Source organism: Actinokineospora spheciospongiae (assembly GCF_003182415.1).
In the GTDB taxonomy this organism is placed as follows: Bacteria; Actinomycetota; Actinomycetes; order Mycobacteriales; family Pseudonocardiaceae; genus Actinokineospora; species Actinokineospora spheciospongiae.
In genome coordinates, this window is the sequence record NZ_QHCP01000009.1 from 203,192 (window position 1) to 225,776 (window position 22,585).

At 73.8% G+C, this 22,585-nt stretch carries 19 protein-coding genes; 14 read left to right on the forward strand and 5 right to left on the reverse strand.

Annotated features, from left to right (window positions below):
* Positions 1-22 precede the first annotated feature (22 nt).
* The gene (locus DFQ13_RS23275; RefSeq protein ID WP_035280348.1) at positions 23-907 is read left to right on the forward strand and encodes a methylenetetrahydrofolate reductase; all 885 of its coding nucleotides are present in this window, start codon (positions 23-25) and stop codon (positions 905-907) included.
* 9 nt (positions 908-916) lie between these two features.
* Here DFQ13_RS23275 and DFQ13_RS23280 read toward each other — a convergent pair whose 3' ends face one another.
* Positions 917-1,612, reverse strand: coding sequence for an LppM family (lipo)protein (locus DFQ13_RS23280; protein WP_052020908.1), 696 nt, complete (start codon positions 1,610-1,612; stop codon positions 917-919).
* Positions 1,613-1,712: 100 nt separating this feature from the next.
* Here DFQ13_RS23280 and DFQ13_RS23285 point away from each other — a divergent pair, with 100 nt between their 5' ends.
* Entirely contained in the window at positions 1,713-3,386 is a 1,674-nt protein-coding gene (locus DFQ13_RS23285; RefSeq protein ID WP_035280345.1) for a DUF885 domain-containing protein, read from the forward strand.
* Positions 3,387-3,502: 116 nt separating this feature from the next.
* Here DFQ13_RS23285 and DFQ13_RS23290 read toward each other — a convergent pair whose 3' ends face one another.
* Positions 3,503-4,072 carry a GNAT family N-acetyltransferase gene (locus tag DFQ13_RS23290; protein ID WP_110081341.1) on the reverse strand — a complete coding sequence of 190 codons (570 nt, stop codon included), beginning with the start codon at positions 4,070-4,072 and terminating at the stop codon, positions 3,503-3,505.
* Positions 4,069-4,590: a YbaK/EbsC family protein gene (locus tag DFQ13_RS23295; RefSeq protein ID WP_035280341.1), complete on the reverse strand. Its 522-nt coding sequence runs from the start codon at positions 4,588-4,590 to the stop codon at positions 4,069-4,071. The genes DFQ13_RS23290 and DFQ13_RS23295 overlap by 4 nt, the downstream gene beginning before the upstream one ends.
* Before the next feature lie 221 nt (positions 4,591-4,811).
* On the opposite strand from DFQ13_RS23295, the gene DFQ13_RS23300 reads away from it, so the two are divergent.
* From DFQ13_RS23300 to DFQ13_RS23320, 5 genes are all read left to right on the forward strand, one after another.
* Complete coding sequence (locus DFQ13_RS23300) at positions 4,812-5,234, forward strand: SAV_6107 family HEPN domain-containing protein (protein WP_035280338.1); 423 nt, start codon at positions 4,812-4,814, stop codon at positions 5,232-5,234.
* Positions 5,231-5,998 carry a maleylpyruvate isomerase family mycothiol-dependent enzyme gene (locus tag DFQ13_RS23305; RefSeq protein ID WP_110081342.1) on the forward strand — a complete coding sequence of 256 codons (768 nt, stop codon included), beginning with the start codon at positions 5,231-5,233 and terminating at the stop codon, positions 5,996-5,998. Before DFQ13_RS23300 ends, DFQ13_RS23305 begins: the two co-directional genes overlap by 4 nt.
* A 772-nt stretch (positions 5,999-6,770) precedes the next feature.
* Positions 6,771-7,514, forward strand: coding sequence for a VOC family protein (locus DFQ13_RS23310; protein ID WP_035290330.1), 744 nt, complete (start codon positions 6,771-6,773; stop codon positions 7,512-7,514).
* Between the two features lie 135 nt (positions 7,515-7,649).
* Positions 7,650-8,387: a VOC family protein gene (locus tag DFQ13_RS23315; protein ID WP_110081344.1), complete on the forward strand. Its 738-nt coding sequence runs from the start codon at positions 7,650-7,652 to the stop codon at positions 8,385-8,387.
* A gap of 250 nt (positions 8,388-8,637) precedes the next feature.
* On the forward strand, positions 8,638-9,558 hold the full coding sequence (locus DFQ13_RS23320; RefSeq protein WP_233438539.1) for an SGNH/GDSL hydrolase family protein: 921 nt from the start codon (positions 8,638-8,640) through the stop codon (positions 9,556-9,558).
* 115 nt (positions 9,559-9,673) lie between these two features.
* Here DFQ13_RS23320 and DFQ13_RS23325 read toward each other — a convergent pair whose 3' ends face one another.
* Entirely contained in the window at positions 9,674-14,239 is a 4,566-nt protein-coding gene (locus tag DFQ13_RS23325) for an ATP-dependent helicase (protein ID WP_110081345.1), read from the reverse strand.
* 145 nt (positions 14,240-14,384) lie between these two features.
* On the opposite strand from DFQ13_RS23325, the gene DFQ13_RS23330 reads away from it, so the two are divergent.
* The 6 genes from DFQ13_RS23330 (at position 14,385) to DFQ13_RS23355 (ending at position 22,070) form a co-directional block, all read left to right on the forward strand.
* The gene (locus tag DFQ13_RS23330) at positions 14,385-15,032 is read left to right on the forward strand and encodes an ABC transporter permease (RefSeq protein ID WP_035290286.1); all 648 of its coding nucleotides are present in this window, start codon (positions 14,385-14,387) and stop codon (positions 15,030-15,032) included.
* A complete protein-coding gene (locus tag DFQ13_RS23335; protein ID WP_219994605.1) occupies positions 15,025-16,272 on the forward strand; it encodes an ABC transporter ATP-binding protein in 1,248 nt (415 codons plus the stop codon). The genes DFQ13_RS23330 and DFQ13_RS23335 overlap by 8 nt, the downstream gene beginning before the upstream one ends.
* A 35-nt stretch (positions 16,273-16,307) precedes the next feature.
* On the forward strand, positions 16,308-17,024 hold the full coding sequence (locus DFQ13_RS23340; RefSeq protein ID WP_052022080.1) for an ABC transporter permease: 717 nt from the start codon (positions 16,308-16,310) through the stop codon (positions 17,022-17,024).
* Positions 17,024-18,001 carry a glycine betaine ABC transporter substrate-binding protein gene (locus DFQ13_RS23345; protein WP_110081347.1) on the forward strand — a complete coding sequence of 326 codons (978 nt, stop codon included), beginning with the start codon at positions 17,024-17,026 and terminating at the stop codon, positions 17,999-18,001. The genes DFQ13_RS23340 and DFQ13_RS23345 overlap by 1 nt, the downstream gene beginning before the upstream one ends.
* A gap of 182 nt (positions 18,002-18,183) precedes the next feature.
* Complete coding sequence (locus DFQ13_RS23350; protein WP_110081348.1) at positions 18,184-20,163, forward strand: Hsp70 family protein; 1,980 nt, start codon at positions 18,184-18,186, stop codon at positions 20,161-20,163.
* A 62-nt stretch (positions 20,164-20,225) separates the two neighbouring features.
* Complete coding sequence (locus DFQ13_RS23355) at positions 20,226-22,070, forward strand: Hsp70 family protein (protein ID WP_110081349.1); 1,845 nt, start codon at positions 20,226-20,228, stop codon at positions 22,068-22,070.
* A 1-nt stretch (position 22,071) separates the two neighbouring features.
* Here DFQ13_RS23355 and DFQ13_RS35675 read toward each other — a convergent pair whose 3' ends face one another.
* Positions 22,072-22,200, reverse strand: coding sequence for a hypothetical protein (locus DFQ13_RS35675; RefSeq protein ID WP_267880633.1), 129 nt, complete (start codon positions 22,198-22,200; stop codon positions 22,072-22,074).
* Positions 22,201-22,233: 33 nt separating this feature from the next.
* Here DFQ13_RS35675 and DFQ13_RS23360 point away from each other — a divergent pair, with 33 nt between their 5' ends.
* Positions 22,234-22,428 carry a DUF3046 domain-containing protein gene (locus DFQ13_RS23360; RefSeq protein WP_035290272.1) on the forward strand — a complete coding sequence of 65 codons (195 nt, stop codon included), beginning with the start codon at positions 22,234-22,236 and terminating at the stop codon, positions 22,426-22,428.
* Positions 22,429-22,585: the final 157 nt, after the last annotated feature.

A 22,585-nucleotide genomic window follows, 5' to 3' on the forward strand; every position in this document is an offset into this window, starting at 1 on the left:
GCGCTGTCGCTACCCTTGGCGCATGACGACAGTGACGGAGCGGCTGCGCACCGACCGGCCGGTCTTCTCGGTGGAGTTCATGCCCCCGAGGGACGAGGCCGACGAGCGGCGGCTGTGGAAGGCGGTCCGCGAACTGGAGGGCTTGGACCCCGCCTTCGTCTCCGTCACCTACGGCGCGGGCGGCTCCAGCCGCGACCGCACCATCCGCACCACCGGCCGGATGGCCACCGAGACCACGCTGGTCCCGATGGCGCACCTGACCGCCGTCGACCACACGGTCGCCGAGCTGCGCAACGTCATCGGCTGGTACGCCGCCCACGGCATCCGCAACGTCCTGGCCCTGCGCGGCGACCCGCCCGGCGACCCGAACGGCCCCTGGGTGTCCACCCCCGGCGGCCTCAACTACGCCGACGAGCTGGTCGCCCTCGTCCGCGAGCTGGGCGACTTCTGCGTCGGCGTGGCCGCCTTCCCCTACGGCCACCCCGGCTGCACCGACCTCGACGCCGACACCGACAACCTGATGCGCAAGTTCGCCGCGGGCGCGGACTTCGCCATCGCCCAGTTGTTCTTCCAGCCGGAGGACTTCCTGCGGCTGCGCGACCGGGTCGCCGCCCGCGGCACCGACAAGATCGTCGTGCCCGGCATCATGCCGCTGACCACGCCGAAGATGCTCTACAAGACCGTCGAGCTGTCCGGCGCGCCGCTGCCCCCGCACTTCGCGGCCCGGCTGGAACCGCTCGCCGAGGACGCCAAGGCCTTCCGCGCCGAGGGCATCGACCTGATCACCGAGACCTGCCAGCGCCTGCTCGCCGAGGGCGTGAACGACCTGCACTTCTACACCTTCAACCAGTCCAAGGCCACCCGCGAGGTGGTCGGCCGACTGGGACTGGTGCCCACCCGCGCCTGACCCGGCCGCTCAGGTCTGGGCTGGGGTGCCAAGCTGCCGCTGCGTGCGGCGGTGGCTGAACAGCGCCAGCCCCAGCACGATCATCGACACCGCCACGCCGCCCGCGCCCACCATCACCACCCACTGCGTCCACGACACCCCGGACGAGTCGCTGTACTGCGCCGTGGCGCTGAACTCCGACACCGCCCCCGGCTTGGGCTTCCAGCTCACGGTGCCGTTGTCGTTGACGCCGTTCGTGCGGCCCACCGTGCCCGGGAAGGTGATCTTGAGCTGGATGTCCGCCCGGTCCTCGGGCACCTCGGTCAGGTCGACCGACCCGGCCAGCGTCACCAGGTCCCCGGCCCGGCGGAACGTCAGCCGGTACTGCTTGCCCACCGTGATCGTGTCGCCCAGCAGGGACACCTCGGCGAAGGTCAGGTCCTGGAACAGCACCGTCTGCCCGACGTAGCCGTCCTGCGTGTAGACCTGCGTCCGCACCTTGCCCTTGAGCTCCGGGGCGACGGTGAGCTGCGGGCCCGTGTCGTCCTGCCTGCCCGCCACCGAGGCCACCACGAGCTGACCGGAGACCGTGTCGTCCTCCGACACCGCGAACTCCGCCTGCACCCGCAGGCACCCCGACAGCGCCAGCACCGCCACCACGGTCAACGGGATCAGCGCCGCCCACCTGCGCAGGCGGACACGGGACGGGGAAGTGGCGTGCGGCACCGGGCCATCCTGCCGTACCCGTCCACCCCCGCGCGCCCCGGCATCCACCCCGGCGGCCACCTCCCGGCCACCGGGCGGCGGGTCGGATAGCGTTCGCCGCATGGTGTCCCCTTCACACGACGTGCACCGGATCAGTGACTCCTACGTCGCCTCGCTGGCCGCGCTGGACCCGATCCTCGCGACCTACCTGGGCCAGCCCGGCCACGACCACCGGCTGCCCGACTACTCCCCGGACGGGGTCGCCGCGCTCGGCGCGCTGGCCACCGCCGCGCTGGCCGAGATGGAGGCCGCCGACGCCGACGACCCGGCCGCGGCCAACGCGAAGGCGGTGTTCACCGAACGCGTCGGCCTCACCGCCGAACTGCACGGGGCCCGCCTCGTCGACTGGCAGCTCAACGTCATCTCCAGCCCGGCCCAGGACGTGCGCGAGGTCTTCGACCTGATGCCCACCGACTCCGCCGAGGACTGGGCCACCATCGCCACCCGGCTCGCCGCCGTCCCCGAGTGCCTCGCGGGCTACCGGCTCGCGCTGCGCGCCGCCGCCGCCCGCGGTGACGTCGCCGCGCTGCGCCAGGTCACCAAGGTCGCCGAGCAGTGCCGGGGCTGGGCGGGCCGTTCCGGCGCACCGTCGTACTTCAGCACCCTCGCCGAGGGGGCGGGCGAGCACGCGGGCCCCGACCTGGCTGCCGGGGTGGCCGCCGCCGAGCAGGCGTACGCGGACCTGGCCGACTTCCTCACCGGCGAACTGGCCGCCGCCGCACCCACCGAGGACGCGGTGGGGGAGGAGCGCTACCGGCTGTGGTCGCGGCTCTACACCGGCGCCCGGATCGACCTCGCCGAGGCCTACGAGTGGGGCTGGGCGGAGTTCACCCGGATCGAGACCGAGATGAAACAGGTGGCGAACCGGATCAAGCCCGGTGCCACGGTCGCCGAGGCCGCCGCGCACCTCGACGCCGACCCGCGCTACCGGGTCGTCGGCCAGGACGCGCTGCGGGAGTGGATGCAGCGCCTGTCCGACCAGGCGCTGTCGGACCTGCGCGGCGTGCACTTCGACATCCCGGACCGGCTGATGCGGTTGGAGTGCCGGATCAGCCCACCCGGCGGCCCGGTCGGCGCCTACTACAACGGCCCCACCGAGGACTGGTCGCGGCCGGGCCGGATGTGGTGGTCGGTCCCCGCCGACCGGACCGAGTTCTCCACCTGGCGCGAGGTCACGACCGTTTACCACGAGGGCGCCCCCGGCCACCACCTGCAGATCGCCACCGCGGTCAACCAGGCCGCGAGCCTGAACAAGTTCCAGCGCCTGCTGGCCTGGGTCCCCGGCTACGGCGAGGGCTGGGCCCTCTACGCCGAACGCCTCATGCGCGAGTTCGGCTACCTCGACGATGACGGCGACCTGCTGGGGATGCTCGACGCCCACCTGTTCCGCGCCGCCAGGGTGGTCGTCGACATCGGCATGCACCTGAAGCTGGAGATCCCCCGCGGCACCGGCTTCCACGAGGGCGAGCGCTGGACCCCGGACCTGGGCCTGGAGTTCATGCTCACCCGCACCATCACCGACCCCGCCCACGTCCACGACGAGATCGACCGCTACCTGGGCTGGCCGGGCCAGGCCCCCACCTACAAGCTCGGCGAACGCCTCTGGCTGCGCGCCCGCGACGAGGCGAAGGCCCGCCGGGGTGCTGAGTTCGACCTCAAGCGCTTCCACCAGGAAGTCCTGGAGATGGGCGCGATGGGCCTGGACACCCTCACCGAACGCCTCGCCGCCCTGTGACCCGAGCGGCCCGCCCCCACCGGGGGCGGGCCGCTCGCCGTAGGCGCAGCCGCCGACCACCCAGGAAACCACCCACCCGGGCACCACCGGAATCCCGGCCACCAGTAAGCCCAGGTTCACTCGATCGGGAGCGACCTGCCCAGCACCCCGAACGGCCGCGGATCACCGGCGAACTGGTAGTTGCGCAGCACGTCCGTGAACGCGAGCCGCCGGTAGAGCCGCCACGCCCGCGACGGCCCCTCCGGCGTCGACAGCAGCACGTGCGCGCTCCCCGTCCCCGCCACCAGCAGCCGCACCAGTTCCGCGCCGGTGCCCTGCCCCTGGCTGTCCGGCCGCACGTGCAGCTCGGTCAGTTCGAAGTAGTCGTCCAACCAGGAGTCGGCGACCTCCGCCCCGCGCCGCTCGGTGACCCCGCGGCGCACCTGCTCGTGCCACCACTGACCGGGGGCGCCGAGGTAGCCGTAGGCGATGCCCGCCATGGCGCCGCCGTCGTCGAAGGCGGCCACGCAGCGCCAGCCCGAGCGCAGCATGTGCGCCAGCCACATCGGCGCCCGCTGCTCGGCGGTGCCCTTCGGGTAGTCCATGGCGGCGACGTAGAGCGCGAGTGCCTCGCGCAGCCGTCCGCGCAGCTCGTCGGCGGACAGCTCCACGAACCGGGCGACACGGGGGGACGGGGCGGCGGTCACGAAGAGGGATCATCCTCCTGGCCGGACACATCCGCAGCCACACCCCCGGTGAGTGTCACCAGATCGTCGTACGTGGTCGGGAAGACCGACTTGGCGTGCCCCGCCGCAGCCCAGACGACCGGGTACCGCCGCAGGTGGGTGTCGACGACGGTGGTCAGCGCCGCGGGGTGCCCGACCGGGGCGACGCCGCCGATGGCCTGCCCGGTGTGCTCGCGCACGAACGCGGGGTCGGCCCGGCCGACGGAGTCCGCACCCACCAGCCCGGCCAGCAGGGCGGTGTCGGCCCGGTGCGCCCCGGAGGTCAGCGCCAGCAGCGGCCGCCGCTCACCGCCGTGCGCGGCGGCGAAGACCAGGCTGTTGGCGATGGCCCCCACCGGCACGCCCAGCGCGGCCGCCGCGAGCGCGGCGGTGCGGACCTCGTCGTCCAGGACGCGGACCCCGTCGGCGGCGGCGTCCATCCCGGCCGCGCGCAGCGCGGCCACCACCCGCGCCACCGCGGGGTGTTCGAGTGTGCTCACCGCTCCATCCCACCACCCCGGGTGACCTGCCAGGCAACCGGTGGGCGGGTCACACCGTGATCCGCTTGAAGCACCGGCACCCAGGGGCTATCCTGGTCTTACTCGAACACGTGTTCGAGGCGGTTCGGTGGTGGGGCGGGGGAAGCGCCTCACCACCGGACACCGCCGGCTCCCCTCGGCGCAGCGCCACGCCCCGTCGGCACGACCGCGAGGAGGCCACGATGACCAGCACGCTGGACTTCCCCGTCACGCCCACCCCACCCGCCCCCGTCCCGCCCTCGGCGATCGCCCTGCTCAAGCAGGCCGAGCAGGGCCTGCTCGCGGTGGCCGCCGAGACCGACCCGGCGCACCGCTTCGCCGACGCCTACCTGTGCGCGCTGCGCGCCGCCGCGGCGCTGCTGGCCGTGCGCGGCCGCCCGCACCGCGGCCGGGCCAAGCCGACCAGCGTGTGGACGCTGACCTCCTCGGTCGCCCCGGAGTTCCGCGAGTGGGCGGCGTTCTTCGCCTCCTGCTCGGCCACCCGGGCCGAGGTCCAGGCGGGCATCACCAACCGGGTCGGCCCGCGCGCCGCGGACGACCTGTTCCGCCAGACCCGGCAGTTCGTCGCCCTCGTCCACCGCGCCGTGCACGGCACCGGTCGATGACGGAACCGATCGACGCGGACCGACTGCTCGACGTGCTGGAGACCGAAACCCTGCTGCTGGCGGCATCCGCCGCCGCGGCCGACCACGACCGGCCGGTACCCGCCTGCCCCGGCCTGACCGTCGGCGAAACCGCCCGCCACCTGGGCAGCGTCCAGCGGATGGTCCTGACCTGGGTCCGCACCGGGGAACGCCCGGTGAACTGGGACCGCGAACCCGCCCAGGGCGAAGCGGTCGAGGACTGGCTGCGCGACGGCCTGCGGGCGCTGCTCGGCGAACTCGCCGCCCACACCCCCGGCGAACCCTGCCCCACCTGGCACCCGGACCAGCACAACTACCTGTTCTGGAGACGCCGGATGGCCCACGAGTCCACCGTCCACCGCGTCGACGTGCAGAGCGCGGCCAACGGCGGCGGCCACGACCCGATCCCCGAGCCGGTGGCCCTCGACGGCATCGACGAGGTGCTCACCGTCTGGTTCACCCGCCGCCTGGCCGAACTGGGGGTCGTCGGCACCCGGGCGGCCACCGTGGTGGTCCGCGCCGCGGGCCGCTCCTGGCTCGCCGAGATGGGCGTGGACCGAACCTGCGCCGCCCCGGCCCCACCCGAAGCCGCCAAGCCCGCCGACGCCGTGGTCACCGCCGAACCCACCGCGCTCTACCTGTGGCTCTGGGGCCGCTCAGCGGTCTTCGACCAGGGCCTGCACCGCCAGGGCGACATGGACGCGGTGGCCCAACTCTGGGCCCTGCTGCGCCTGGCAACCCGCTAGGACCAGGTCGCCCACCCCAAAACCGCCCGCGCGGCCACCCGCCATCTGTTACCCCACTGACGCAACAACAACCAGCCAGCCAAGAAACCGGCGGCCGCGCGAGCGAATACCCGGCTGGGTGGATGCGCTTGTCCAGCCGACCACCCCAGGAACCGTCGGCCCGGCTACCAGCCACCCGAATGCCACTGGCGCAGCCACCAACCGGCCACCCCGAAAACCGCCGGCCTGGCGAGCGAATGCCCGGGTGGATGGATGCGCTCGGCCAGCCGACCGCCCCGGGAACCGCCGGCCTGGCGAGCGGACTGCCCGGGTGGGTGGATGTGTTTGGCCGGGGGTGGCGATCATGTGACAGCCTGCCTGGGCGGTGGGGCATCTTTTCAGCCCCACCTGACGCACTGGAGCACATGATCGCCATAGGGGCCCCGGCCAAACACATCCACCCAGCCGGGCACCACCCACGAAGTCCCGGGCTCGGCCGAGCACATCCCCCTGCCCGCGCACACCCACCAAAACCCCGCGGCTCGAAGACACGGCCAAACACGCCCACCCAGGCACCCCAGCGACAAAACCAGCCTCTGAACCGGGGAACGGCCGAGCAAACCCACCCGGACACCACCGGAAAATCCGAGCCACCCGCCAGGATCGGTCCCGCGCCGGTCCGGTGCCCGAGCGGTGCCCGGTGCCCCGGGCACCGCTCGGAGCACGCGCGCATCACCGCAGGTGACCGGTGTTGCCCGGCGGCCCCCCGGGAAACGCGGCTACCGTGTCGGCCATGTCCACCCGGTTGGCGAGTCTCGTGATCGACGCGACCGACCCGGCCGCGGTCGCCCAGTTCTGGTACATCATGCTCGGCGGGACCGCGACCCCGGAGCGCGACGGCGGCTACCGCCTCCTCGCCCCCGACGTCGGCGGCAGCGGCATCGATCTGGTGTTCCGGCGGGTCCCCTCGGCCAAGTCCGCCAAGAACCGCATCCACGTGGACCTGGCGACCGAGAGCCCGCACGAGTACCAGGTCCTCACCTCCCTGGCGGTCGACGTGGGTGCCCGCGAGGGCCGGGTCGGGCAGGGCCCGGAGGTGCCGTGGACGGTCTTCCACGACCCCGAGGGCAACGAGTTCTGCATCCTGGAGCCCGGCGACCTGTACCAGCGCACCGGTCCGCTGGCCGCGCTGGTCGTGGATTCAGCGGACCCGGCGGCGATGGCGGGCTTCTGGGCTGCGGCCACCGGCTGGCCCAGCGTGCACACCGGTGCGGGGGCGGCGGCGCTGCGCTCGGCGGGCACCAGCGGCCCGTGGCTGGAGTTCCTGCGGGTGCCCGACACCAAGCGCGGCCCGAACCGCATCCGGTTCGACGTGGCGGTTCTCGCCGACCGCCCGGACGGCGACGCCGAGGCGGCCCGGCTGATCGCACTGGGCGCCACCGAGCTGCCCGGCGGCCCGGACCCGGACGGTGCGCTGGCCTTCGTCGACCCGGAGGGCAACGAGTTCCGCCTGCTGCCCGCCCGGGTGCGCACCTGAGCGGCCGCCGACAACACCGCCTGCGGCCCTGACTGAGCCGGGTCCGAGCCACGCCCGTTCCCGCGCTGGTTCCGGGGTGGTGGTCGCACCGGAACCGGCTATCGGTCGGCCCCGCGCTGCACTAGCGTCCGCCCCATGCCCACCCGCATGGTCAACCTCGTGGTCGACGCCGCCGACCCGGCCGCGCTCGCCCGCTTCTGGGCCGAACTGCTGCGCTGGTCGATCACCGCCACCACCCCCGACGAGGTCGACGTGCGCGCCCCGGCCGAGGACGGCTGGCAGGCCGACCTGGTCTTCGTCCCGGTCGACCCGGGTGCCCGGGTCAAGGTGGGGGTGAACCGCTGGCACCTGGACCTGCCCAGCGTCTCCACCGCCGACCAACTGGCCCTGGTGGACCGGGCGGTCGCCCTGGGCGCCACCCCGACCGACATCGGTCAGGGCGACGTGCCGTGGGTGGTGTTGGCGGACCCGGAGGGCAACGAGTTCTGCGTCCTCGACCCGCGCCCGGAGTACGCCGACACCGGTTCGGTCGCGGCCATCATCGTCCAGAGCGCCAATCCCAACGCCCTGGCCGACTTCTGGGCCGCCGCCACCGGCCACCGCATCGTCCGCGACGACCGCACCGTGGCCTCCCTCCGCGCCGCCGACGGCCGGGGCCCGTGGTTGGAGTTCCTCGCCCTCGACGAGCCGAAGTCGACCAAGAACCGCCTGCACATCGACGTCGCCGCGCACCCGGGGGAGAACCAGCTCGCCGAGGTCGCCCGCCTGCGCGACCTGGGCGCCACCCCCCTCGACATCGGCCAGGGCGACGTGCCGTGGGTGGTGCTGGCTGACCCGGAGGGCAACGAGTTCTGCGTCCTCACCTCCCGCTGACCCGGGGGCTCGTCGCCTGACCGGGCGCCACTCGGGCTCCCAGGAACCCTGGCACCTCGCAGACCAGACCTGTCGAGGCCGCCCCGTGGGCCTTCCCACCCACCATTGTCTCCCCGCGAGCAAAGCGGCGAAGAACTTTGTCGCCCCAGGGCCGATTCCCCCGATTTCCCCCGGGCGCCGGTTGACTTCCGCGCGGGCGGGGAAGAAACCTACAGGTCCGGCACCAATTCCCGGGTTGTGGAGGTCAGTCGTGATTTTCTCGCGGTTCGGCACGGCGAAGTCCCGAACACTGCTGGGCGCAGGCGCGGCCCTGACCGTCGCGGCGGGCGTGGCCGCCACAGCGCTGGTCGCGGCCCCCTTCGCGGGCGCGGCCCAACCGCAGGACACGGCGACCAGGTACGTGGCCCTGGGCGATTCCTTCACGGCGGGCCCCGGCATCCCCACCCAGAGCGGCGGTGCCTGCGCCCGCTCGGACCACAACTACCCCTCCCTGCTGGCCCAGGCCACCCACCCCGCCGAGTTCGTCGACGTCAGTTGCAGCGGGGCGGTCACCGCGAACATGGAGGGCCCGCAAGGCTCCGCCGCCCCCCAATTCGACGCCCTCACCGCCGACACAACCCTGGTGACAGTGGGAATCGGTGGCAACGACGTGGGCTTCGGGGGCATCATCGGGACCTGCGTCACCCTGGCGGCGTCCGACCCCACCGGCCACCCCTGCACCGACCACTACACCGCAGGCGGTGTGGACCAACTGGAGCGGACCTTCGCCGAGAAGGCCCCCAAGATCGCCGCAGTCCTCCAGGGCGTCCACCACCGCTCCCCGAACGCCGAGGTCGTCCTCGTCGGCTACCAGGCCATCCTCCCGGCCACCAAGGCCGCCTGCGACCCCGCCAACCCCAACAAGGCCATCGTCGCCGAGAACGACTTCCCCTACCTCGCGGCCAAGGAACGCTCCTTCGCCCGCATCCTCGCCGCCACCGCCACCGCCGCCGCCAACAACGCCACCTTCGTCGACACCCGCACCGCTTCCGAGGGCCACGAGGCCTGCACCGCCCCCGGCACCCGCTGGATCGAAGGCATCGTCGACGTCGTCAACGCCGCCCCCGTCCACCCCAACGCCCTGGGCATGGAGAACGTGGCACACCTGGTGCAAGCCGAGATCGCCGGGTGAGCCTGCTGCGCAACCCAAGCGGCGCAACCCAAGCAGCCCAACCGAAGCGATGCGCCTCTGCCGCGCGCAACCAAGGCACGTCGTCGGCGCGGGCCGCCAGCCCCGGCGCAGGGGCTCAAGCCCGCAGCCGCAACCCCTTCGGTGTCGCCCGGAATCCCACCTCCCGCAGTACGTCTCCCAGTGCGGACGTCAACGCCACTTCCCCATCGGCCTTCTGCACCGACAGCGCGCCCAGCCACCCCTCCCGCACGGCCCGTGACAACCCCTCGGCGCCTGTTCGCAACACCGCCGCGTCTTCCGTGAACGACAGCAGTGAACGGCCACCGCGCTCCACGTACAGGGCGGGCACTCCGTCCACCAGGACCACCAGTGCCCCGGCCTTCCGCCCGGGGCGGTGCTTCCCCTCGCCGAGGACCGTGGGCCAGCCCAGTGCCGCTCCATATGGTTGGGCCGGGTCCGCGGCTGCCAGCACCACGGCCTCGCCCACCTCGGTGGAGTCCACTCGGGACAGGGAGCGCAGCCGGTCGACGGCTCCCCGGGCCGCGAACTGGGCCGCCCCCAGGCCCTCCACCACGTACCCGCGCACGATCTGGCCGGATTCCTCCATGGCCCGCAGCACCTTGTACACCCCGCTGAACCCGCCGACGACCCGCTCGGTGTCCAGTGCGCCGCGCGTCAGCACGCCGTGTCGTTCCAGGAACGCCTCCGCCCTGGCGTGGGCCCGGCGTGTCGCGTCCGGTTCTCGGGGGACCACCAGGGACCACCTGCCGCCCGCGGTGGGTGGGCCGGATCGGCTCGGCATCGCCGGTCGCGCCGTCCGCAGGCGGGCGTACCGGCCCCGGGGGGCGGTGGCGCGGGGCTTGTGCGCCGCGCCCCTTCCCGACACCAGTGCCCTGAGGGGGGCGATCGTGTCGTTCGTGATGAGGCCGCCCCACACCAGGTCCCACAGGGCCGAGACCACGTCCGGGTCGGACGGTGCTCCCGCGCCGCCATCCAGCAGCACCGCGCCGGTGCGGTCCGCGACCTGGCGGAAGAACAGGGCTCCACCGTCCAGGGACGACAGGACCGCCGCGTGCAGCGGGGTGTCCGGCACGGCCTCCTCCACGTCCGGCAGCAGCAGGTCCGCCACGTCGGTCGGCGCCAAGGCGACCCACCCGTCCCCGCCCGCGAGCGCTCCGCTGCCGCACCAGGTGACCTCCCCGGCCGCCGTCAGCTCGTCGAGCAGCGCGGGGGAGTAGCCGGGCAGCCGCGAGGGCAGCACCAACGACTCCAGCGCGCTCGCGGGCAGCGGTGCCCCGGCCAACTGTTCCACGACGGACAGCACGTCGTCGGCGGACGGGGTGGAGCGCCTGCCGCGGCCGATGCCGTGCCAGCCGGGCAGGAACCACCCGAGGGCGGCCTGCTCCACCGGTTCGACCTCGGCCCGCAGCTTGGCCAGCGACCCGCGCCGAATCCGGCGCAGCACGTCCGCGTCGCAGTACTCCGTGTGGGTGCCGCCCGGGCGCAGTTCGCCGCGGACCAGCCGCCCACTGCCCGCCAGGCGTTCCAGGACACCGGTCACCACGGACACGCCCAGGCCGAAGCGGGTCGCCGCCTCGACGGCCGGGAACGGCCCGTGGGTCCGCGCGTACCGGGACAGCAGGTCGCCCAGCGGGTCGGCGACCGGTTCGGTGAACACCTCCGGCACGCCCACCGGCAACGCGGTGCCCAATGCGTCGCGGACCCGGCCCGCGTCCTCCACCGCGAGGTAGCGCTCGACGCCCGCGATCCGGACCCGCAGGGCGCGGCGCGCGTCGGTCAGCTCGGTCAGCCACTCCGGGCGCACCCCGCGTTCGGCGGCTTCGGCCTCGGACAGGTCGCCGAGGAAGCGGAGCAGGTCGGCGGCGTCCTCGGCGTGGCGGGCGTGCCGCGCCGGGTCGAGCCGTTGCAGGGAGCGCTCGACCTCGTCGAGGACGCCCGGGTCGAGCAGTTCGCGGATCGCCTCCGAGCCGAGCAGCTCCGCCAGCAGCGCGCTGTCGAGCGACAGCGCCGCCGCCCGCCGCTCGGCCAGCGGGACGTCGTCGCCGTAGAGGAACATCCCGACGTAGCCGAAGAGCAGGCTGCGGGCGAACGGCGACGGGGACGGGGTCTCCACCTCCACCACCCGCACCTTGCGCCCGCGCACGTCGGCCATCAGCTCGCGCAGGCCCGCGATGTCGTACACGTCCTGCAGGCACTCGCGCATCGCCTCCAGGGCGACCGGGAACTGCTCGTACTTCGCCGCGACCGACAGCAGTTGCGCCGAGCGCTGCCGCTGCTGCCACAGCGGGGACCGCCTGCGCGGGTCGCGCTTGGGCAGCAGCAGCGACCGGGCCGCGCACTCGCGGAACCGGGCCGCGAACAGCGCCGAGCCGCCCACCTCGGCCACCACGACCTGCTCGACCTCGTCCGGTTCCAGCAGCACGTCCTCCGCGCCCGCCACCACCTCCTGCCCGGTGTCGTCGACCGCGTCCGGCAGCCGCAGCACGATGCCGTCGTCGGCGTGCGCGATCTGCGCCTCCACCCCCCGGCGCTCGCGCAGCCTGGCCGCGATCGCCAGCGCCCACGGCGCGTTGACCTGCGCGCCGAACGGCGAGTGCACCACCAGCCGCCAGTCGCCCAGCTCGTCGCGGAACCGCTCCACCAGCAGCGTCCGGTCGTCGGGGACGTGCCGGGTGGCGTCCCGCTGCTCGCCCAGGTACGCCAGCAGGTTGTCGCTCGCCCACGCGTCCAGCCCGGCCGCCGCGGTGCGCACCCTGGCCCGCTCGCCGTCCATCGAGGACACCTCGCGGACGAACTTGCCCAGCGCCCGGCCCAGTTCCAGCGGCCTGCCCGGGGAATCGCCCTTCCAGAACGGCATCCGCGCCGGTTCACCCGGTGCGGGGGTGACGATCACCCGGTCGTGGGTGATCTCCTGCACCCGCCAGGACGAGGTGCCGAGCAGGAACGTGTCGCCCACCCGGGACTCGTAGACCATCTCCTCGTCCAGCTCGCCGACCCGCGAGCCCGCGCCGCGCTCGTTCGGCGGGGTCATCACGGTGAACAGCCCGCGGTCGGGGATGGTGCCGCCGGAGGTGACCGCCAGCCGCTGCGCCCCCGGCCGACCGCGCAGCTCACCGGTCAGCCGGTCCCAGGTCACCCGGGGCCGCAGCTCGCCGAACTCCTCGCTCGGGTAGCGCCCGGACAGCATGTCCAGCACCGAGTACAGCGCGGAGTCCGGCAGCGACGCGTACGGCGCGGCCCGGCGCACCAGTGCCGCCAGGTCGGTGACCGCCCACGGCTCCAGCGCCACCATCGCCACGACCTGCTGGGCCAGCACGTCGAGCGGGTTGCGCGGGTAGCGCACCGCCTCGATCGCCCCCGCCGACATCCGCTCCGCCACCACCGCGCAGGACACCAGGTCGCCGCGGAACTTCGGGAACATCACCCCGCGCGACACCGCGCCCACCTGGTGCCCGGCCCGCCCGACCCGCTGCAACCCGGCGGCCACCGTCGGCGGCGCCTCGATCTGCACCACCAGGTCGACCGCGCCCATGTCGATGCCCAGCTCCAGCGACGAGGTGGCCACCACGCACGGCAGCCGCCCGGACTTGAGGTCCTCCTCCACCAGGGTGCGCTGCTCGCGCGACATCGACCCGTGGTGCGCCCTGGCGACCACCGGTTCCGCCCCGGTGCTCTGCCCGGACTGCCCGATCGCCTCGGCCGGGAACCTCGCCGGGACCGGGGCCTCCTCGCTCGCCAGCTCGTTGAGCCGGGCGGTCATCCGCTCGGCCAGCCGCCGGGAGTTGGCGAACACGATCGTGGAGCGGTGCGCGCGGACCAGCTCCAGCACCCGCCGCTCCACCATCGGCCAGATGGAGGCCTGCTGCGGCGCCTCGGGGGAGTCCGGGTCGTCCGGGACCGCGCGCGGCTGCTCGGTCAGCGCGGACATGTCCTCCACCGGCACCTCGACGCCGACCTCGATCGTCTTGGCGAGCTTCGGCTGCACCAGCGTCACCGGCCTGCCACCGCCGAGGAACGAGCTGACCTCCTCCACCGGCCGCACCGTCGCCGACAGCCCGATGCGCTGGGCGGGCCGCTCCAGCAGCGCGTCCAGCCGTTCAAGCGACAGCGCCAGGTGCGAGCCGCGCTTGGCGCCCGCCACCGCGTGCACCTCGTCGACGATCACCGTGCGCACCCCGCGCAGCGACTCCCGCGCGGCCGAGGTGAGGATCAGGAACAGCGACTCCGGGGTGGTCACCAGGACGTCCGGCGGGGTGCGGGCGAACGCCCGGCGCTCGTCGGCCGGGGTGTCACCCGTGCGGGTGCCGACGGTGATGTCCGGCTCCGGGGCGCCCAGCCGGTGCGCGGCCTGCCGTATCCCGGCCAGCGGCGCCCGCAGGTTGCGCTGCACGTCCACCGCCAGCGCCTTCAGCGGTGAGACGTACACCACACGGCAGCGGTGCTTGGGCTCCTCCGGCGGACCGCTCTCGGCGAGCCGGTCGAGGGCCCACAGGAAGGCGGCCAGGGTCTTGCCGGAGCCGGTCGGGGCGACCACCAGCGCGTGTTCGCCCGCGGCGGCCGCCCGCCAAGCCCCTGCCTGGGCGTCCGTTGGCGCGGCGAACGCCCCGGTGAACCACTGGCGGGTGGCCGGGGTGAACAGGTCGAGCGCGTCGGCTGGCATGGGCCCATGGTCGCCGAAGACACCGACATTCGCCCGAAACCATCCACAGGCCCGCGGGCGGCTGCCAGGCTGACCCTGTGGACGGTGAGTTGCCCACCGGCCGCGAGTAGGGAAGGTTGCTCGGTCAAACGAAGGGAGGTGGCCGGTGGACCTGTGGGACTTCATCGTCCAGCGATGGGATCGACTCCTGCCCGAGGCCGCTCTGCACGCGAGCGCGGTCATCCAGTGCACGATCATCGCCGCGGTCGCGGGCGTCGCGCTGGGCGTGGCCGTGTACCGCAGCCCGGCGGGCTCGGCGCTCGCCACGGCGCTCACCAGCGCCATCCTGACGGTGCCGTCGTTCGCCCTGCTCGGCCTGCTGATCCCGGTCCTCGGCCTCGGTGTCCCGCCGACGGTGGTGGCGCTGGTGCTCTACGCCCTGCTGCCCATCGTCCGCAACACCATCGTCGGGCTGTCCGGTGTGGACTCCGCGATCACCGACGCGGCGCGCGGCATCGGGATGAACCGGCTGCGCGTGCTCACCCGCGTCGAGCTGCGGCTGGCCTGGCCCGCGATCCTGACGGGCATCCGGGTCAGCACCCAGCTCCTGATGGGCATCGCGGCGATCGCCGCGTACGCCAAGGGGCCCGGTCTGGGCACCGAGATCTTCTCCGGGCTGGCCCGCGCGGGCAGCGCCAACGCAACCAACCAGGCCCTGGCGGGCACGCTCGGGATCGTGGTGCTCGCACTGCTGGTCGACGGGGTCTTCGTGCTCGTCGGCCGACTGACCGTTTCAAGGGGAATCCGTGACTGAGCAGCACAGCGTCGGCGAGCGGTCGGGTGTGGAGATCACGCTCGACCACGTCACCAAGCACTACCCGGGGCAGCGGGAGGCGGCGGTCGAGGACGTCAGCATCGTGCTGCCCGCCGGGCGGATCACCGTCTTCGTGGGGCCGTCCGGCTGCGGCAAGACCACCACCATGAAGATGATCAACCGGCTGATCGAGCCGACCTCCGGGACGATCACCGTGGGCGGCGCCGACGTGCTGTCGATGGACCCGGACAGGCTGCGCCGCGGCATCGGCTACGCCATCCAGCAGGCGGGCCTGTTCCCGCACCTGACCGTGGCCCAGAACATCGGCATGGTGCCCGGCCTGCTCGGCTGGGACCGGGCCAGGACCGCCGACCGCACCGCCGAGATGCTGGACCTGGTCGGCCTGGACGCCGAGTTCGCCGACCGCTTCCCCCGGCAGCTCTCCGGCGGCCAGCAGCAGCGCGTCGGGGTGGCCCGCGCGCTCGCCGCCGACCCGCCGGTGCTGCTGATGGACGAGCCGTTCGGCGCGGTCGACCCGATCACCCGGGGCAACCTGCAGGACGAGCTGCTCAACCTGCAATCGGAACTGGGCAAGACCATCGTGTTCGTCACCCACGACTTCGACGAGGCGGTCAAGCTCGGCGACCGCATCGCCGTGCTCGGGCCGCGGTCGAAGGTGCTGCAGTTCGACACCCCCGAGGCCATCCTGGCCAACCCGGCCGACGACACCGTCGCGGGCTTCGTCGGCGCGGGCGCCTCGCTCAAGCAGCTCACCCTGCTGCGCGTGCGCGACGTCGAGATCGACCGCACCGGCGTGGTCACCGCGGGCGTCGACGACCCGGTGCCGGAGCTGCGGGGCAAGCTCGCGGAGAGCCGGACGAAGTTCGCCCTGGTGCTCGACCGGCGCAACCGGCCGGTCCGCTGGGTGCACGTGCGCGACCTGAACGCGGCCACCTCGCTGGCCGGGGCGGGCAAGCCGGTCGGCGACTCGGTCTCGGTGCAGTCCACCCTCCAGGACGCGCTGGAGGCCATCCTCACCGAGGGCGGCAACGCCGCGGTCACCGGTTCCCGGGGCGAGTACCTGGGCACCATCGGGCTGGGCACGGTCACCGACGCCATCGCCGCGCTGCGCGAGGAGCACAGCGACAATCACGGTGACAATCACGGTGACGACCACAGTGACAATCACGGTGACGACCACACCGGCCCGCGGGCGGACGGCGAGGGGGTGACCCCGTGACCGCCCTGGAGGCCCGCGCCCGGCGGGCGGACCGGATGCGGCTGCTCGGGCAGCCCGTCGCCGTCGTGCTGCTCGTCGGCGGGGTGCTGGCCTGGGCGTTCACCCGCGACCTCGACTCCATCGAGCGCGCCAACATCAACGCCGCGAAGCTGCTCCGCGACACCTGGGACCACCTGGTCCTGTCGGTCGTCGTCACCGCGCTGGTGCTCGCGGTCGCGGTGCCGGTGGGCGTCGCGGTCACCCGCCGCTGGGCCCGCTGGGCGGCACCGGTCGTGCTCGGCATCGCCACCGTCGGGCAGGCAGCGCCCGCGGTGGGCGTGCTGGTGCTGTTCTTCCTGTGGACCGAGTGGGAGGGGCTGTGGGCCGCGGCGCTGCCGATCGCGCTCTACTCGCTGCTCCCGGTGCTGCGCAACACCGTCGTCGGCATCCAGTCGGTCGACCCGGCGCTGGTGGAGGCGGGTCGCGGCATCGGCATGTCCGGCGGTGCCGTGCTGCGCCGCATCGAGCTGCCGCTGGCCGTGCCGCTGATCCTGGCCGGGCTGCGCACCTCGCTGGTGCTCGCGGTGGGCACCGCCACCCTCGGCGCGTTCGTCAACGGCGGCGGCCTCGGCCTGCTCATCGACACCGGCTACAAGCTCAACCGGCCGACCGTCCTGGTCACCGGCGCGGTGCTGGCCGTCGGCCTGGCGCTGCTGGTGGACTGGCTCGGCGCGGTCGCCGAGCGCGGGCTCGGACCGAAGGGACTGCGCTGATGCCCAAGCCGAACACCGGGCTCAGGCTGGCCGCCGTCGCCGCGGCCTGCGGGCTGCTCGCCGGCTGCGGCCTGGAGAGCAACTTCGCCCTCCCGCTGGACGTCCTGCCCGGACCGGAGGCGGTGCGGGCCGACCTGACCGACGTGCGGATCGTGGTGGGGTCCAAGGACTTCACCGAGCAGATCATCATCGGCCACCTCACCGAGTTCGTGCTCGCCGCCGCGGGCGCCGACGTGGTCGACCTGACCAACATCCAGGGCTCCAACAGCTCGCGGCAGGCGCTGCTCTCCGGCGACATCGACGTGCAGTGGGAGTACACCGGCACCGCCTGGGTCAGCTACCTGGCGCGGAGCACGCCGATCCCCGACGAGCGCGAGCAGTTCGAGGCGGTCCGGGAAGCCGACCGCGCCAACGGCCTGGAGTGGCTCGACTACGCGGAGCTGAACAACACCTACGCGTTCGCCATGCGCAAACCGGTCGCCGAGGAGTTGGGGATCAAGACCACCAGCCAGCTCGCGGAGGTCATCCGGCAGGACCCGGGCCAGGGCGTGTTCTGCCTGGAGACGGAGTTCACCAGCCGCGACGACGGGTTCCCCGGGGTGCAGAAGGCCTACGGGTTCTCGGTGCCGCCGGGCAACGTGAAGATCTTCGGCGCGGGCGCGGTGTACCAGGCGCTGGCCAACGGGGCCTGCGCCATCGGCGAGGTCACCACGACCGACGGCCGGAACCTGGCCCTGGACCTCGCCATCATCGAGGACGACCGCAAGTTCTTCCCGCAGTACAACGTCGCGCCGGTCATCCGCACCGACTTCCTCGCCGAACACCCGCAACTGCGCCCGATCCTCCAACCGCTGGTCGAGCGCCTCGACAACGAGACGATGCAGCGGCTCAGCGCCCGAGTGGACGTCGACGGCGCCGACCCGGTGGAGGTCGCCCGCGACTTCCTGCTCGGGGAAGGCCTCATCACCCTGCCCTGACCGGGACGAGCCCGCCGACCGGTCCCGCGGTCGGCGGGCTCCCCTCGTCCGCTGAGCTGCGGCGATCCCGACGGCCCCGGTGAGATCGACGGACCGGGGCCGTCACCCGTATCGCTCGTGGGAGCATCAGCGACACAACCCGGGGGGTCAGCGGTGTCCGGGTTGGTGATGAGGGGAGAGCAGTGAACGTCCTGTCGGTGGATCTCGGCACGTCGAACACCGTCGCCGTGCTGTCCGCGCACGGCCGTCCGCCGCGCGTGGTCGACGTCGACGGCTCCTCGATGATGCCGTCGGCGGTGTTCGCCGGTGAGGACGGGACCCTGGTCGTCGGCCGCGACGCCGAGCGCCGCGCCCGCCTCGACCCGGCCCGGTTCGAGCCCAACCCCAAGCGCCGCGTCGACGAGGGCACGCTGCTGCTCGGCGACACCGTCGTGCCGGTCACCGACGCGCTCGCGGGCGTGCTGCGCCGCGTCGTCGACGAGACCACCCGCCAGCTCGGCGGCGGCAAGCCCGACGAGGTCCGGTTGACCCACCCGGCGCAGTGGGGCCCGGTCCGGCGCAACGTGCTGCTGTCCGCGGCCCGGCAGGCGGGCGCGGGGTCCAACCTGGTGCTGGTGCCCGAACCGGTCGCCGCCGCCGCGCACTTCGCCTCCTTCCCCGGGCAGAAGCTCGGCTCCGGGCAGGCGCTGGCCGTCTACGACCTCGGCGCGGGCACCTTCGACGTGGCCATCGTCGGCGCCACCCAGACCGGGTTCGCCGTCCTCGCCGAGGCCGGTCTGCCCGACCTCGGCGGCCTCGACGTCGACCAGGCCCTGCTCGAACACGTCGGCCGCCAGGTGTCGCACCGGGACCCGGCGGGCTGGCAACGCCTGCTGCGCCCCACCTCCACCGGCGACCGGCGCGCCCAGCGCGCGCTCCGCGAGGACGTCAAGGCGTCCAAGGAGGCGCTGTCGCGGCACCCGCAGACCGAGGTCCCGCTGCCGGAGCCGTTCGAGGACGTCCTGGTCACCCGGGTCGAGCTGGAGGCGCTGATCCGCCCGGGGATGCTGCGCAGCGTCGAACTGCTCGCCGCGACCATCCGCTCCACCGGCATGACCCCCGATCAGCTCGTCGGCATCTACCTCGTCGGCGGTTCCAGCCGCATCCCGCTGGTGGCGACGCTGATCGCCGAGCAACTGCGGGTCGTCCCGACCAGCCTCGACCAGCCGGAGACCGCCGTCGCCCTGGGCGCGCACCACGTGCCGCAGGAGGGCATCACCATGCGCACCGGCGACATGAGCGGCGCGCTCGACGCCGTGGCCCGCACCCGCGCGGTCATCCCGCCGCGCACCAGCGGGTTCACCGCGGGCAGCGGCGCCACCGCGACCGTGCGGCACCCCAAGTTCCCGACGAACCCGCAGCAGCAGCGCCCGGCGCAGAACCCGCCGTCGCGGCCGATCCCCGCGCAGAACCAGCAGCAGGCGCCGCACCAGGGCGCCCAGCAGCCCCGGTCCGGTCCGCTGCCGGTGCAGCAGGCGCCGCCGTCCGGTCCGCTGCCGCAGTCCGGGCACCCGCAGCAGCAGATGCGGCAGCGGCCACCGATGCCGCAGTTCCCGCAGCAGCGGCAGGGGTCGAACCCGGCGAAGCTGTGGATCATCCTGGGCTCGGTCGGCCTGGTGGTGCTCATCGCCGTGGTCAGCATCGTGCTCGCCACATCCGGCGGCGGTGGGGTCGAGGACTGCGCGAGCGACACCAAGACCGACGCGCAGGGCTTCACCCCGTGCATGCGCACCCTGGCCGGGTCCGTCGCCTCCGGCGAGTGCACCGCGGGCATGAGCCTCAACGGCGAGGTCGTCAACACCCCCGGCGCCACCGCCGCGACCTGCACCCTCGCCGAGGGCTACTACGCCATCTACTACCAGTTCCCCAACCAGGCCGCGGTGTCGTCCAACGTCGACAGCGCCTTCTCCGAGATGGGGGTGTCGAGGTCGCAGGCCGAGACCGCGACCTGGAGCGGTTCCGGGCTGTCCGGGACGTACTACTCCGTCGAGGTCGGCGGGCAGGGCCTGCTGCTGTTCACCGTGGACGACAGCCCGCTGCTGGGCGCCGTGCTGAACCTGAGCGCCGCCTCCGACACGAGCCTGATCGACTACTTCAACAACAGCGTCAAACCGGGCGGCTGAACCGGCGGGAGCCCCCGGACCGCCTGTGCCAGACTGAACCCGTCCCCGATCCGGAGGGAAACATGCGGGTTCTGTCCGTCGACCTCGGCACGTCCAACACCGTCGCGGTGCTCTCCGCGCACGGCCGCCCACCCCGGGTGATCGAAGTGGACGGTTCCGCCACGATGCCGTCGGCGGTCTTCGCCGCCGAGGACGGCGGGCTGGTCGTCGGCCGCGACGCCGAGCGCCGCGCCCGCCTCGACCCGTCCCGGTTCGAGCCGAACCCCAAGCGCCGCATCGACGACGGCACGCTGCTGCTCGGCGACACCGTCGTCCCGGTGTCGGAGGCGCTGGCCGCGGTGCTCAAGCGGGTCGCCGACGAGACCTCCCGCCAGCTCGGCGGCGGCGCCCCCGACGAGGTCCGGCTGACCCACCCGGCGCAGTGGGGCCCGGTCCGGCGCAACGTGCTGCTCACCGCCGCCCGGCTCGCGGGCCTGGGCTCGGCGCTGGTGCTGGTGCCCGAGCCGGTCGCCGCCGCCGCGCACTTCGCCTCGCTCGGGCACACCCTGCGCCCCGGGCAGGCGCTGGCCGTCTACGACCTGGGCGCGGGCACCTTCGACGTCGCCGTCGTGGCCGCCACCCAGGCCGGGTTCGCCGTGCTCGCCGAGGACGGCCTGCACGACCTCGGCGGCATGGACGTCGACCAGACCCTGCTCGAGCACGTCGGCCGCCAGGTCTCGCACCGCGACCCGCGCGGCTGGCAGCACCTGCTGCGCCCGGAGTCCACGGCCGATCGCCGCGCCCGCCGCGCCCTGCAGGAGGACGTGAAGGCGGCCAAGGAGGCGCTGTCGCGGCACCCGCAGACCGAGGTGCCGATGCCGGAGCCGTTCGACGACGTGCTGGTCACCCGCGCCGAGCTGGAGGCGCTGATCCGGCCGAGCCTGCTGCGCAGCGTGGAGCTGCTGTCGTCGACCATCCGCGCCACCGGGCTCGGCCCGGACCGCCTCGGCGGCGTCTACCTCGTCGGCGGTTCCAGCCGCATCCCGCTGGTGGCGACGCTGATCGCCGAGCAACTGCGGATCGTGCCGACCAGCCTCGACCAGCCGGAGACCGCGGTCGCCCTCGGCGCGCACCAGGTGACCCAGGAGGGCATCAGCCTGCGCACCGCGGGTGTCGCGCCCGGCTCCGCCCAGCCCGGCTCGGGGCCCTTCCCCACCCAGCAGCCCCCGCACGCGCCGCAGCCGCCGAACCCCGGGCCGCAGACCGCCGCGCAACCGCTGCCGACCGGCGGTTTCCCGGCCACCCCGCAGGGCTTCCCGCAGCAGGCCAACTTCCCCACCCCGCCGCGGCAGAACGACTTCCCCACCCCGCCCCGGCCGGGCGGCAAGCGGCCCGGGGTCCTCGTCGGGGTGGCCGCCGCGGTGGTCCTCGCGCTGGCCGTCGTGGGCGGGATCTTCCTGTTCACCTCCGGCGACGACCTGCCCACCGCCGAGTCGTGCCGGACCGCGGGTGCCCGGGACGCGCAGGGCTTCACCGCGTGCCTGCGGCAACTGGCCGGGGCGGTGCCGGACGGCAACCGGTGCCAGGCCGCCGACGCCGACGCCGCGGCCGACGTCACCTGCGCGCTGCCGGACTCCTACACCGTCAGCTACGCCCAGGTCGGCTCACCCGACGAGGTCCAGGGCGTGCTGCGCGCCGAACTCGGCGAGATGACCGAGGGCGAGCACGTGCTGGCCGATTGGCACGGCAACGGCCTGGACGGGAAGTACCGGGCCGGGGTCAGCGGCGGTACCGGGGTGCTGGTGTTCACCGTCGAGGGCCGCCCGCTGGTCGGCTGGCTCTCCCGCTCCGGCGGCGACGAGTCCGCCGAACTCACCCCGGACGCGCTGGCGGACTACTTCGCCCAGCGCGTCCAGCCCGGCACCTGACCTACCGCCGCCGGTTGCGGACGAACCAGGCGATCCCGAACACCAGCGCGGCCACGCAGCTCGCGGCGACGCCGATGTCGAGCCAGAGGCCCTCGGCGGCCGTGGGCTGGTCGATCGCGAGCAGCAGCATGCCCCCATCCTGCCGGCCGTAGACTGGGCACCGATGCGCATCACCGCTTTCCGAGCCCGGCTCGCCGAGGAGTTCGGCGCGCTCCGGGCCGACACCATCGCCCACGACCACGTCTTCGCCGCCCTCGGCGGCCGGACCGTCGACCAGGCCCTCGACGCGGGCCTGCCGACCAAGGACATCTGGCAGGCCGTCTGCGACGCCTTCGAGGTCCCAGTCGAGCGCCGCTGACCCCGACCGGGTGTGTCGGTGCCGCCGATCGAACACGTGTTCGCTACCCTGACCGGCACAGCGCAGATCCGACGGCCGAGTTGTCCACAGACGGCGGTGCCTGCCGGAAATCGTCAGACCCTGCCCGTAGCGTCGACGGCGTGAGTACGAAACAGAC

Coding starts and splice junctions, on each gene's coding strand:
- DFQ13_RS23275 (WP_035280348.1), top strand. CDS start 23: ATGACGACAGTGACGGAGCGGCTGCGCACCGACCGGCCGGTCTTCTCG.
- DFQ13_RS23285 (WP_035280345.1), top strand. CDS start 1,713: ATGGTGTCCCCTTCACACGACGTGCACCGGATCAGTGACTCCTACGTC.
- DFQ13_RS23300 (WP_035280338.1), top strand. CDS start 4,812: ATGACCAGCACGCTGGACTTCCCCGTCACGCCCACCCCACCCGCCCCC.
- DFQ13_RS23305 (WP_110081342.1), top strand. CDS start 5,231: ATGACGGAACCGATCGACGCGGACCGACTGCTCGACGTGCTGGAGACC.
- DFQ13_RS23310 (WP_035290330.1), top strand. CDS start 6,771: ATGTCCACCCGGTTGGCGAGTCTCGTGATCGACGCGACCGACCCGGCC.
- DFQ13_RS23315 (WP_110081344.1), top strand. CDS start 7,650: ATGCCCACCCGCATGGTCAACCTCGTGGTCGACGCCGCCGACCCGGCC.
- DFQ13_RS23325 (WP_110081345.1), bottom strand. CDS start 14,239: ATGCCAGCCGACGCGCTCGACCTGTTCACCCCGGCCACCCGCCAGTGG.
- DFQ13_RS23340 (WP_052022080.1), top strand. CDS start 16,308: ATGCGGCTGCTCGGGCAGCCCGTCGCCGTCGTGCTGCTCGTCGGCGGG.
- DFQ13_RS23345 (WP_110081347.1), top strand. CDS start 17,024: ATGCCCAAGCCGAACACCGGGCTCAGGCTGGCCGCCGTCGCCGCGGCC.
- DFQ13_RS23355 (WP_110081349.1), top strand. CDS start 20,226: ATGCGGGTTCTGTCCGTCGACCTCGGCACGTCCAACACCGTCGCGGTG.
- DFQ13_RS35675 (WP_267880633.1), bottom strand. CDS start 22,200: ATGCTGCTGCTCGCGATCGACCAGCCCACGGCCGCCGAGGGCCTCTGG.
- DFQ13_RS23360 (WP_035290272.1), top strand. CDS start 22,234: ATGCGCATCACCGCTTTCCGAGCCCGGCTCGCCGAGGAGTTCGGCGCG.